The sequence below is a fragment of the Nonomuraea rhodomycinica genome (assembly GCF_013363995.1).
GTDB lineage: Bacteria > Actinomycetota > Actinomycetes > Streptosporangiales > Streptosporangiaceae > Nonomuraea > Nonomuraea rhodomycinica.
This window is the reverse complement of record NZ_JABWGO010000001.1, coordinates 1,668,612-1,681,171: the sequence shown is the minus strand read 5'-3', so window position 1 is coordinate 1,681,171 and position 12,560 is coordinate 1,668,612. Positions and strand designations below refer to the sequence as shown.

8 protein-coding genes are annotated in these 12,560 nt (G+C 75.2%); 5 read left to right on the top strand and 3 right to left on the bottom strand.

Going from position 1 to position 12,560, the window contains the following annotated elements:
- Positions 1-17: 17 nt before the first annotated feature.
- A complete protein-coding gene (locus HT134_RS07740; protein ID WP_175599468.1) occupies positions 18-1,748 on the bottom strand; it encodes a DEDD exonuclease domain-containing protein in 1,731 nt (576 codons plus the stop codon).
- A gap of 88 nt (positions 1,749-1,836) precedes the next feature.
- Between HT134_RS07740 and HT134_RS07735 the strand changes: the two genes are divergently transcribed.
- From HT134_RS07735 to HT134_RS07715, 5 genes are all read left to right on the top strand, one after another.
- A complete protein-coding gene (locus HT134_RS07735) occupies positions 1,837-3,339 on the top strand; it encodes a serine/threonine-protein kinase (RefSeq protein WP_175599467.1) in 1,503 nt (500 codons plus the stop codon).
- Positions 3,329-4,762: a serine/threonine-protein kinase gene (locus HT134_RS07730; RefSeq protein WP_175599466.1), complete on the top strand. Its 1,434-nt coding sequence runs from the start codon at positions 3,329-3,331 to the stop codon at positions 4,760-4,762. Before HT134_RS07735 ends, HT134_RS07730 begins: the two co-directional genes overlap by 11 nt.
- A 954-nt stretch (positions 4,763-5,716) precedes the next feature.
- Positions 5,717-7,183 (top strand): hypothetical protein, encoded by a 1,467-nt coding sequence (locus HT134_RS07725; RefSeq protein WP_175599465.1) that lies wholly within the window; start codon positions 5,717-5,719, stop codon positions 7,181-7,183.
- Positions 7,184-7,284: 101 nt separating this feature from the next.
- Entirely contained in the window at positions 7,285-9,486 is a 2,202-nt protein-coding gene (locus tag HT134_RS07720; protein ID WP_175599464.1) for a sensor histidine kinase, read from the top strand.
- Complete coding sequence (locus tag HT134_RS07715; protein WP_312888026.1) at positions 9,476-10,129, top strand: response regulator; 654 nt, start codon at positions 9,476-9,478, stop codon at positions 10,127-10,129. The genes HT134_RS07720 and HT134_RS07715 overlap by 11 nt, the downstream gene beginning before the upstream one ends.
- A gap of 18 nt (positions 10,130-10,147) precedes the next feature.
- On the opposite strand, the gene HT134_RS07710 is transcribed toward HT134_RS07715, so the two are convergent.
- Both HT134_RS07710 and HT134_RS07705 read right to left on the bottom strand, forming a co-directional pair.
- A complete protein-coding gene (locus tag HT134_RS07710) occupies positions 10,148-12,013 on the bottom strand; it encodes a PH domain-containing protein (protein WP_175599462.1) in 1,866 nt (621 codons plus the stop codon).
- Positions 12,010-12,492 carry a PH domain-containing protein gene (locus tag HT134_RS07705; RefSeq protein WP_312888025.1) on the bottom strand — a complete coding sequence of 161 codons (483 nt, stop codon included), beginning with the start codon at positions 12,490-12,492 and terminating at the stop codon, positions 12,010-12,012. Before HT134_RS07705 ends, HT134_RS07710 begins: the two co-directional genes overlap by 4 nt.
- Positions 12,493-12,560 lie beyond the last annotated feature (68 nt).

The window sequence follows — 12,560 nt, the reverse complement described above, 5'->3', positions numbered from 1 at the left end:
GCCCCAACTCTATCGGGTCAGCGCAAGGGCCGGCCCTCGCGGGAGCGGGAGCGATCGGCGGCGAGCGGCCGGTAGGCGAGCTCGATGCGGGCCTTGTGGCGGGCCGCCCCGTGGATGGGCAGCGCCCAGTCGCCGTCGACCTCCACCAGCCGCACCCCCGGCGACTCCAGCCAGCGCAGGATGCACTCCGTCTCCTCGGCGCTGGCCGCGTGGATCGGCCCCGCCCCCGGCAGGACGGTCTCGGCGCGGGCCGCCAGCGACTCGACGAACGGCACGGGGTGGGCGCCGCGCGGCATGACCCCGGCCGCCGCGAGCCGGCCGTACCGGATGACGTGGATGTCCCAGCCGCCGTCGAAGGCGGGGCTGGCGGCGATGAGCTGCGGGATGCGCGTGATCGCGGACAGGCGCTGCATGCGCGCGGCCGTGCGGACGAACGCGGCCAGCCGGTCACGGTCGATCGACGCCTCCTCGTAGCGCTGCTCGGCCGACAGCCGCTCCATGCGGGCGGTCACGGCGGCCAGGACGGGCGAGGCGTCGAGCGTCATGGCCCGGCGCGCCGCCTCGGCGTGCAGGGCGTACTCGGCCTGGCTCTGCCGCCCCTCGCAGGGCGCGCCGCAGCGGCCCATCTCCAGCAGCACGCACGCCGCCCGGCGGGTGCGCAGCGTCATCGGCTGGGTGCACTGGCGCAGCGGCACCGCCTCCTGCAGGGCGAGGCGGGCGTCGTCGGCGGAGCGGTTGTTGCCGAACGGGCCGAGGTAGGCGGCGCCGTCGTCCTTGATCTCGCGCACGATCGACAGCCGGGGGAACGGTTCCTGGGTGAGCTTGAGCCAGACGACCTTCTCCGGGAAGCGGGAACGGCGGTTGTAGCGGGGCTTGGCGCCGCCGATGAGGCGCAGCTCCCGCACCTCTGCCTCTAACGCCGTGGCGCAGACGATGTGGCGGACCCGTTCGGCGATGCCGATCATCTCGCGGATGCGCGGCCGGGTCTCGCTGGCGGTGAAATAGGAGCGCACGCGGTTGCGCAGGTTGGTGCTCTTGCCGATGTAGAGCACCTCGCCGCGCTCGTCCTCGAACAGGTAGACGCCGGGGGAGTGCGGCACCGACTCGGCGAGGTGGCGCTTGCGCTGCTGCTCGGGCGTGGGGGCGCGGACGAACGACTTCAGCTCCTCCAGCGTGTGGACCTGGAACGATCCCGCCCGCTCGATCAGCCCGTGCAGGACGTGCACGGTGGCCCTGGCGTCCTGCAGGGCACGGTGGCACGGGTCGGCGGGGCTGCGGAAGAACCGGGCCAGCGTGGCCAGCTTGCTGTTGGGCGTCTCGTCGCGGGTCAGCACCCGCCGGGCCAGGTCGACGGTGTCGACGACCGGGTTGGCCGGCGGCGGGTAGCCGTGGGCGGCGCAGGCCGCCTTGACGAAGCGGGTGTCGAAGCCCGCGTTGTGCGCGACCAGCGTGGTGCCCTGGATGAACTCGAGGAAGCTCGGCAGCACCGCCTCGATGCGCGGCGCCGCCACGACCATGGCGTCGGTGATGCCGGTGAGCACCGAGATGAACGGCGGGATCGGGCCGCCCGGATCGACCAGCGTGGAGAACTCGCCCAGCACCTCGCCGGCCCGCACCTTGACCGCGCCGATCTCGGTGATCTGGTGCTCGGCCGGCGAGCCGCCGGTCGTCTCCAGGTCGAAGACGACGAACGTGACGTCACTCAGCGGGGTGCCGAGCTCGTCGAGGGTGCCTTGTACCGCGTCCACGATCCAAGACCATAGAGTCGGCCACCGACAGTTGTGCGTCCGCCCGACGAATAACCCTTCATCATGATCATTAGTTAGTCTTCCGGGTATGTCTGGCGGAAGACTCGCCGGCCGCTACTCCCTGATCGTCCAGCTCGGCGCCGGAGGCATGGGGAAGGTGTGGCTGGCCAGGGACGAGATGCTCGATCGCGAGGTGGCGGTCAAGGAGCTGACGCTGCCCGAAGGGCTGCCCGCCGCGGAGCGGAACGAGCTGGTCACGCGGGCCGTGCGCGAGGCGCAGGCCACCGCCAGGCTGCGCCACCCCGGCATCGTGGCCCTGCACGACGTCATCGTCGAGTACGGCCGCCCGTGGCTGGTCATGGAGCTGCTGCGGGGCGGCAGCCTGGCCGACGTGGTCAAGCGGCACGGCCCGATGCCGCAGGAGCACGCGGCCCGGGTCGGCGCCGACCTGCTGGAGGCGCTGGCCGCCGCCCACGCGCAGGGGTTGCAGCACCGCGACGTGAAGCCGGGCAACGTGTTCATCACCGACACGGGCCGGGTGGTCCTGACCGACTTCGGCATCGCGCGCCAGGAGGGCCAGGCCGCGATCACCGAGCAGGGCCTGACGATCGGCTCGCCGGGGTTCATCGCCCCGGAGCGGCTGGACGGCGACCCGGGCGGCCCGGCCAGCGACCTGTGGTCGGTCGGGGCCACGCTGTACTACGCGGTCGAGGGCCGGCCGATGTACGGCGGCACGGCCGGCGAGCGGATCACCGCGACGCTGACCACGCCGCCGCCCGAGGTCGGCGGCCACATCGGCCCGGTGATCGCGGCGCTGACCGCGCGCCACCCGTTCGCCAGGCCGGACGCCCGCACCGCCCGCGACGCGCTCCGGCAGGTGGCGGCCGGCCAGTCGCCGCGCCTGACCGTCACGCACGAGATGACCGCCCCCGGCCGGGTGCGGCGCCCCCGCAAGGGCCTCCTGTGGGGGGCCGTGGCCGCCGTCGTCGCGCTCGCCGTCGTGGGCGCCGGCGTGTTCCTGCTGGTGCGGCAGCGGGGCGACGGGCTTCCCGAGGCGTTCACCGTGCCGATGGACGTGTGCGCGGTGCTGCCGGGCGAGGACGTCGCCCGGCTCCTGCGGGTCCAGAAGCCCCCGGCCGGTGAGCGCAGCTCCAACGAGGAGGGACCCACCTGCGGCTGGACCATCCCCAAGACGGGGATCGGCCTCCAGCTCCAGAACGACTCCGACACGGCCGACCCGTGGTCGATGACGCCGGCCTCGGCGCACATCCTGTTCGAGAACCAGAAGATCAAATGGGGGAAGTACCGGCAGATCGACTGGACCTGGCCCGAGGTCGGCGCGACGGGCTCCAACAAGGCCACCCTCACCCCCGTCCACGCCGTGACGGGGATCGGGGAGGAGGCGTTCGGCTACGAGATGAAGGGGCCGACGGGCCGGATGCACAGCGCCCACGTCTACTTCCGGCTGGCCAACCTCGTGGTGCGGGTCGAGTACACCACGCTGGGCGACCGGCCCACCGACGACGACATCAAGCGCACCGTGCTGGACGCGGCGCGGGCCACCGAGCAGGCGTTGCGCCGTGCGGGCTGACGCCTATCGGCTGGCCGGCCGCTACCGCCTGGTCGAGCGGCTCGGCGAGGGCGGCGCGGGCACGGTCTGGCGGGCGATCGACGAGACGCTCGACCGGCAGGTGGCGGTCAAGCAGGTCCGCGTGCCGCCGGGCCTGACCCCGCCGCAGCGGGCCGCGTTCGCCGACCGCGCCATTCACGAGGCCCGCTCCGCCGGGCGGCTGCGCGACCCGGCGATCGTCATGGTCCACGACGTGGTGCTCGACGGCGATCAGCCGTGGATCATCATGGACCTGGTCACCGGGCGCTCGCTGGACAAGGTGGTCAAGGAGCGCGGACCGCTGCCGCCCGAGGAGGTGGCGCGCATCGGGCTGAGCGTGCTGTCGGCGCTGGAGACCGCGCACATGAACGGCATGCTCCACCACGACGTCAAGCCGGCCAACATCCTGATCGACGCCGACGGCTCGGCCATGCTCACCGACTTCGGCATCGCCGTGCCTCTGTACGGCCAGAACGGGGCGGGCCCCACCTCGGGCGGCGGCTCGCTCGGCTACATGGCGCCCGAACGGCTGAACCAGCAGGCCGCCGGCTCCGCGTCCGACCTGTGGTCGCTCGGCGCGGCCCTGTACGTGGCCGCCGAGGGCAGGGCGCCGTTCGAGCGGTCGATGCCGGCCGCCGTCGCGGCGGCGGTGCTGCTGCACGACCCCCCGTTCCCGGAACGGGCCGGACCCGAGCTCGGCGGGCTCATCATGGCGATGCTCGCCAAGGACCCGGTCACGCGCCCGCCGGCGGGCCTCGTGCGGGAGCGGCTGAGCGCGCTGGCCGAGCCTGTCCGCCGCCGTCGCCGCTGGTGGCTCGCCCCGGTGGCGGCCGTGGCCGCCGTCCTGGTGGGCGTGGCCGGCTGGTACGGGGTCACGGCGCTCAAGGGGACGCCCGAGACCGGGAGGTTCGCCGCGGCGCCCGACCCGTGCGGGCTGGTCGGCGACGCCCTGGCCGTCGAGCTGCTGGGCGGGAAGGTGCTGCGGACGGCGCCCCGGTGGGGCATGTGCCAGTGGAAGCTCGACGGGGCCCCAGCGCCGCGCACGCTGACCGTCGAGGTCTGGGCCGAGCGGCCGGCCGACGACCTCGGCGGCCCCCAGGTGGCCGAGCGCAGGTACGCCAGCGAGCGCGCCGGAAGGGTGGGCGCGAAGGGCACGGTGTTCCGCACGGTCACCGGCGAGGGGCAGGATGTGAAGGAGGTGGGCGAGGCCGCGTACGCGCAGACCTCCTTCAAGCTCTCCACCCTGAAGGAGGGCATCAGCCACGATGTGGTGCTGTTCCGCCTGAGCAACCTCATCGGGCAGGTGACGCTGGAGCGCGGCGACGTGCCGCTCAAGGACGCGGGAGGCGGCAAGGAGACGGTGCTCACGGCCGCGCGGACGGTGTCGGCGGCGCTCGGGGGATGACCTGTCGCCGGGTCCCTGGTGCCCGCCCGGACCCTGGGGGCGGGGCCGTGGCGCTGGAGGACGTGGGCGCTCTGGGTGGATCGGCGAGTGCCGCATCACCGCTTTCACTAGCATGTTCAGTCGCATGTCAGGACGAATCCTCAGGAGTCCCTCGTGAATGCCGGTAGCCGGAACGAGCCCCCGCACAACCCCCGCCCGGGGCCGGGCGGCCCGTCCGAGCCACCGGCCGGGCCCGCGGCGCCGCCGCCCGGGTTCCAGCCGCCGTCCCCGCAGGCCGGGCCGCAGGGTCACCCGCCGTCCCAGCCGGGGCCGCAGGGCTCTCCGCCGCCTTCTGGGGGCCCGCAGCCGCCGTACGCCGGCCCGCCGGGGTTCCCGCCGTCGCAGGGGTCGCCGGTGCCTGGCGCGTTCGTTCCGTGGGAGCCGCAGGCGGAGCCGTACGAGGGCCGCCCGGTCCCTGCCCCCGCCGGCCCGCCGCCGGGTCCTCCCGCCGGTGCTCCAGCGGAGGCTCCGAACGGTGCTCCGGCCGGGCCGCCATCCGGTCCTCACTCCGCTGGTCCTGACTTCGCAGGTCCTGACTTCAGGGCCCAGCCCGGTCCTCACTCCGGGGCCCCTTCGGGTCCCGGTTTCGGGGCGCCGGTCTGGCCTCCCGCGTCACCGTCTCCCGCATCACCGTCTCCCGCGTCTCCGTCGCCCGCATCGCCGTCTCCGGGCTCGCCGGCCGGGCCGCCCTCGGGAGCGCCCGCCGGGCCGCCCGTCCGGCCGGACGCCGGTCCCTCCGCCTCGCCAGAGGGCATGCCCGCCCCGTACGGCGGCCCGCCTTCGGGACCGTCCCAGGGCCCCGCGCCTCAGCCGTACGGCGCACCGCCTCCCGGCATCCCGTACGGCCCGCCCGCCCAGAACGCTCATGGCCCCGGACCCGGTCGGCCGGCGACCACGGACGGCGGGCCGGTCACCATGCCCTCGTCCGTCGGCCTGGACCTCCCCACCGGAGGAGCCCCCACCCCCGCCCGCCCGAAGGCGCGCCGCCCCTGGGTGACGCCCGTCGTGGCCGCGGGCGTGGCGCTCCTGCTGGCGGGCGGCGCCGGCGGCGCGTACCTCGTGTACGGCAGGACGTCCGCCGGTGAGGAGCCCGCGGCCAAGACGTCCAAGCCGGCGAACGGCCCCGTGCCCGGCCCGGACGTGTGCGCCATGCTGCCCAAGGAGACGATCGACCGGCTCGTGCCCGAGGCGAAGGTCACCGGCGACTCCCGGTCCACCGACTACACGATCAACTTCGACTGCACCTGGGCGAACCCTCGCATCTCGTTCGGCGAGTACTGGCGCAGCCGCCAGATCGAGGTCAGGGTCGACCAGCACCGCGGCGACGGCGCGAAGACCGGCCGGTCGATGGCGCAGAACTCGTTCGAGATCGACCGCGGCGGCGCCAAGTACGCCGAGACCGCCAAACCCACCGCGAAGAAGGGCGACAAGGACTACACCTCCAAGGTCACGGACCTCCAGGGCGTCGGCGACGGCGCGTTCGCCCAGTACGTGTGGCGGCGCTCGGGCAGCGTGCTGTGGTACTCCTACGGCGAGGCCCACGCCCGGGTCGGTGACATGACCATCGAGGTCAAGTACCAGGCCGACCAGCGGCGCAAGGACGCCGCGGTGCTCACCAACAAGACCGTCCAGTCGATCACCGAGGACAACGCCATCCGCGAGGTCACCGGTCTCGTCGGCCAGATCGCCAAGGGCGTGGCCGCGTGGAAGGCCGCGCACCCCGACGTGCTGGCCCAGCCGCTCAAGATCTCCACGCCCTCGCCCTCGCTCCCGACCGCCACGCCCTCGCCGTCGCCGACGCCCCTGGCGGCCATGCCCGCCGACTGCGTGGCGGCGGGGAAGGCGGCGACCGCCCTGGTGCCGGACGCCGAGACCAAGGCGACGGGCAGCACGACGGGCGCGGAGACCCAGAACGAGTGCCGCTGGCTCAACCGCAAGATCGACGCAGGCGGCGGCGTCACGAAGGTCCGCAGCGTGCTGATCACCACGCACCGGTTCGTCAACCGGGCGGGGGCGCCCGATCCCGGCGCGGCCAGTACGTTCTACGCGAGCCGGCGCGGCGGCAACAAGTCCATGGAGTCCTTCTCCACGAAGGAGGTCGCCTGGGACGAGCTGACCGACATCAAGGGCATGGGCGACGCCGCCTACAGCCAGTACCTCACGTACCGGCGGGGCGTGGTGTTCGCCGGCAGCACGACCGTGATGATCCGCAAGGGCGCGCTGGTCGTCGCGGTGGACTACGCGGGGCAGCAGCACCGCGACGACGAGCCCACCAACTCGCCCAAGGTCCGGCTCATGGCGAAGAAGGAGGCGCGCGCGGGGGCGCTCAAGGTGGCCCGCGCGTACCTGGCGGGCCTGGAGGGCAAGCCGACCGGAAGCTGACCGGCCAGCCGGAGGCGTCCCCGGTCCCACCGCCCTGAGACGCCTGTCCCGGGACACGGTGTCCCGGGACAACGGGACACAAAACCGGCGACAATGCTCGAATGACGAAAACCGGACCGGTCGGGGCGCCGGCGAGCGCCGCCCGCCCGCCCGTGATCGTGGCGGTGGCGGTGACGCTCCTCGTGGTCGCGCTCACGGCCGGCACGGTCGTCCTCGACGTGGTCAACGCCGGCGTCGCCGTCCCGCCGGGCGCCGACCTGGACGAGGTGAGCTGGCCGTACGCCGTGGCCGGCCTGGCCCAGGTCGTGCCGGGCGCGCTGCTGCTGCGGCGGCTGCCCCGGCACCCGGTCGCCTGGGTGCTGGTGCTGTCCGGGGTCCTGTGGGGGCTGAACGGCTTCTCCGACGCCTGGTCCCTGCACGCCGTCTACGGGTCCCCGGGGACGCCGGGGGCGGCTCTGGCGTACTGGCTGTACGCCCGGTTCGGAGCGCTGCTGCTCGTTTGGCTGCCGCTGCTGATCCTGCTGTTCCCGGACGGCCGCCTGCCTGCCGCGAGGGGATGGCGGTGGCTGTCGCTGGCCAGCCTCGGCCTGACCGCGTTCCAGGCGGTGGTCTGGCTGCTCGTGCCGATGGACGTGCTGAGCCGGCACTGGGCCTCCGAGCTGCCCGCCGGGATCGCCCGGCTCGACCTCGACCTGCTCAGCGTCGGCCTGCCGTACGAGGTGTGGCAGCCGCTGATCGCGGTGGCCCAGGCGGCGGTGCCGGTGAGCCTGGTGGTGCCGTTCGCGGTCGTCGTGCGCCGCTACCGCGCCGCGGACCCTGAGCGGCGGGCGCAGATCCGCTGGCTGACGTGGGCGGCGCTGGTGGACATGTTCGTGCTGCTGCTGCCGCTCGTCACGCCGCCGGGAGTGCCCGCGGTGCTGCTGTGCGTCGCGCTCGGCCTCACCTCCTGCGCGGTGCTGGTCGCGGTGACCAAGTACCGCCTCTACGACATCGACCGGCTGCTGCCGGCCACCTTCCTGTACGGCCTGCTCGCGGCCCTGGCCGTCGTGATCGACATCGTCGTGTTCACCGTGGCGGGCAGCGTGCTCGGGGAGCGCGAGTCGGCGCTGACCGCGATGGCGATCGTGGCGGTGGCCTACGCGCCGCTGCGCACCTGGCTGTGGCGGGCGGCCCGGCGGCTGGCCCGCGGCGCGCGCGACGACCCGTACGCCACGGTCTCCACGCTGGCCCAGCGCCTCGAACTCGCCACCGACCCGGACGACCAGCTCCGCGCGCTGGCCACGACGGTGGCCGAGGCGTTCCGCCTGCCGTACGTGCGGGTGGAGATCGAACGGCCCGGCGGCGTGCGGTCGGTGGTCGAGCACGGCTCGCCGCGCGGGCCGTCGCTGTCGCTGCCCGTCGCCTACCGCGGCGAGGCGGTGGGCCGCCTGGTGCTGTGCCGGGCCGACCTCACCGAACGCGACCAGCGGCTGCTCGGCGACCTCGTCCGGCAGGCCGCCGCGGCGGCGCGCGCCAGCGAGCTGAGCACAGACCTGCAGCGCATCCGGGCCCGGCTCGTCCTCGCCCGCGAGGAGGAGCGCCGCCGGCTGCGGCGCGACCTGCACGACGGGCTCGGACCCAGCCTCGGCGCGGTGGCGCTGCGCATCGAGGCGGCCCGCAACCTCGCGGCGTCCGCGCCCGCGGAGTCGGACCGCATCCTGGAGCAGACGGCCGCCGAGGTCACCACCGTGCTGGCCGACGTCCGCCGGCTGGTCCACGACCTGCGCCCGCCGGCGCTCGACGAGCTCGGCCTGCTGCGCGCCGTCGAGCAGCTGGCCGACCGCCTGCGCTCCGGCGGGCCGCACGTGGCCGTCTCCGGCGACGGGCTCGCCGCGCTGCCGGCCGCGGTGGAGGTGGCGGCGTACCGTATCGTGTCGGAGGCGCTGGCCAACGTGGTGCGGCACTCCGGCGCGCGGCGCTGCGACGTCACGCTCGGCGTGCGCGAGGGCACGCTGGAGGTGCTGGTCCGCGACGACGGGCGCGGCATCGGCCCGGACGTCGTCGCCGGGGTCGGCATGCTGTCGTTGCGCGAGCGCACGGCCGAGCTGGGCGGCGACTGCGAGGTGAGCTGCCCTGCGGAGGGCGGCACGCTGGTCCGCGCGAGGCTGCCGCTGGCGCAGGTCTCGGAGCCGCCGCCGGCTCGGGCGCCGGCGCCGGGTCCGCCTTCGGTTTCCGCCACGGCGGCCGGCCCGGGAACGTCCGCCGGCTCGACCATGGCCGCGGCCCTGGAGAGGACGGATGTGGAGGCGACAGGTGTCCGATGAGCCGATCCGCGTGCTGCTGGCCGACGACCACCCGGTCTACCGGGACGGGCTGGCGGTGCTGCTGGGCTCGATCCCCGGCGTGGAGGTCGTCGGCACGGCCGCGACCGGACGCGAGGCGGTGGAACGCGCCGCCGCCCTCCAACCGGACATCGTCGTGATGGACGTCACCATGCCCGACCTCGACGGCATCGAGGCGACGCGGCGGGTGGTCGCCGACAGCCCGCACATCGGCGTGCTCATGCTGACGATGTCGGAGGAGGACGCCACGCTGTTCGCCGCCATGCGCGCCGGAGCCCGCGGCTACCTGCTCAAGGGCGCCAACCAGGCGGAGATCGTCCGCGCGATCCAGGCGGTCGCCCACGGCGAGGCCATCTTCGGGCCGACGGTCGCCCGCCGCGTGGCCGAGTACTTCTCCGCCCCGGCGCCCGCGACCGAGGAGGCCCTGTTCCCGCAGCTCACGCCGCGCGAACGGGAGATCCTCTCGCTGATCGCCGCCGGCCGGTCCAACCCGCAGATCGCCTCCGCGCTGTTCCTGTCGCCGAAGACCGTGCGCAACAACGTCTCCAACATCTTCGCCAAGCTCCACGTCGCCGACCGGACCGAGGCCATCGTCCGCGCCCGCGACGCCGGCCTCGGCCGCTGACCCCCATGCGGCCCCGGATCATCCTGTGCGAGGGCCGCCACGGACCAGGAACGGGTCGAGCAGTCCGGGCACGGCGCGTGCCGCCAGCTCCAGGCCGGTGTCACCGCCCACGTCCACCACGTCGTAGTGACCGTCGCCGGCGGCCGTCGTGGCCGAGACCGTCAGCAGCCCGGCGCGGCGCTGGAGGTACGACTGGGTGATCGTCCAGCCGACGATGCCGCCACGGTCGAGCGCGACGGTACGCCGGACCACCGCACCGGACCGGGCCAGCAGGTGACGCCCGCCCAGCCCGTGCCCCAGACCCCGGTACCCGGCCACGGCCACCAGGAGCGCGAGCGGCAGCACCAGGAGCGGCACCGCTGCCGCCGCCCCCCACGCCCACGCCTCCAGCGTGCCGTCCCCGATCCACGCCCGCACGGCGCCGTCGCGGGCCCACGCGCCGAGCCCACCGCCACGGACCCACGCCTCCGCACCGCCGTTCCGGATCCATGTGGCCGTCGCCGCGAGCGCCACGGCGGGGGCGCCCGCGACGATCAGCGCCCGCCGCACGCGCCTGCGCCGCGCTGCCGCCGGGTGCGGAACGGGTTCGGGCAGGCGCCCGCCCGCGACCAGCGCCGCGATGCGCGCCGCCTCCGCCCGGGGAAGGGGCGGGGTGAGCGCCGCCACGTCCTCGGTCTCGCCCTCCCGCGCCTTGCCCAGCCCGGTGGCCACCGCCTTGACGCGCGCGCCGCCGCCCAGCCTGAGCAGCAGCGGCTCGCGGATCTCCGCGCCGCGCAGCCGCGACTCGTCCAGAGTGAGGGAGCGGCTGGTCAGCAACCCGCGCCGCACCCGCCACCGCCCGTCCCGCGGCGCCAGCCGCCCACAGGGTTCAACCGCTGGTTCCACCGCGCCCCCGTACGGCCCCGCCGGACGTCCGGGTGCTCCGGGACGGCCGGGCTCGCGTTCCAGGCGGTAGCCGCCCCAGGACTCCACGAAGATCAGGACGGCCCCCGTCACGCCGGCCGCCACGTTGCCCGCGAGCACCACCGGGATCGTCACCCAGGGCCGCTCGGTCAGCCAGCCCCACACGAGGGCCGCCGTCCCGGCCGAGAACACCTCCACCCCGAGCGCGTCGAGCGGCTTGTAGAGCACGCCGAGCACCAGCGCCGCACCGGCGAACGACCACACGGTCAGCGGCGCGTACCTGACCCACGGCCACCGCAGCCGCACCACCACCTCGACCGCCCGCGCGGCCCCCGCCGGCCCGTCTCCCCAGGAACGCCCACGTTCCCCGGATGCCTCATCTTCCCTGGACGGACCGCTTCCCCGGGAGGTCTCCCCACCCCGGGAGGGACCGCTTCCCCGGGAGGTCTCCCCACCCCGGAGCGGCTCGCCCTCTCGGCTCGGCGCGCCCGCGGGCACGGGATCCTCCGCGAGGAACGCGCCGGCCGGGGCGCCCGACAGGAGGACGCGGCGCAGGGCCTCGGCCTCGGAGACCGGCAGCGGGTCCAGTGTCAGCTCGGCGCCCTCGTCCCCGTGGCCGCCCGTGCCGATCTTCACGACGGTCAGCCCGAAGGCCCGCCGTACCGGATCGGCGCGCAGGTCCACGCTGCGCACCCGGTCGCGCGGCACCGACCGGTGCTGCCGGGACACCACGCCGGAGCGCAGCTCCAGGCGCTCGCGGGTGAGCCGCCAGCGCGTCGCGCGCAACCGCGTCACGTCGTACGCCACGACGCCCGCCACGACCAGCACCGCGGTCACGGCCGCGACGGCCGCGATCGCCCCCCACGTCCAGTCGCGCCCGTGCAGCACGCGCACCACCACCACGTCCACCGGCACCACGGCGCCCAGGGACAGCACCGCGGACACCGCCAGGCTCCGCCGGGGCAGCCGGCGCCAGCTCATGTCGCGTCCCCGGGCGTGGCCTGCGTGATCGCGGTCAGCCTGGCCGCCAGCTCGGCGGCCAGCTCGTGGTCCAGCCCTTCGATCGTGATCGGCCCGGCGGCCGAGGCCGTGGTCACCGTCACGTCCGCCAGCCCGAACAGTCGCTGCACCGGCCCCCGCGCGGTGTCGACCGTCTGGATGCGCGACATCGGCGCCACCCGCCAGGTGTGGGTCAGCCAGCCCTTGCGCGTGTACACGGCGTCGTCCGTGACCTCCCAGCGCTCCACCCGGTACGACGCCCGCGGACCGGCGACCGCCAGCGCCAGGCAGCAGCCCGCGAACCCTCCCACCAGCACCCCGAGCCAGGCCGGGTGCCCGGTGAACAGCCAGTACGCCGCCACGGCGGCGCCCGCCACCGGGACGGCCAGCATCAGCGCCTGCGCCGTCCACCACGAGACCGCGCGCGGATCGGCCTGATGCCGCGGCGGCCGCAACGCCACACCGCCTCCACCGTCGCCCGCGCCGCCGCCCGCGTCGGGGGTGCGCGTCGCGCGCCGGAGGGCGGGGG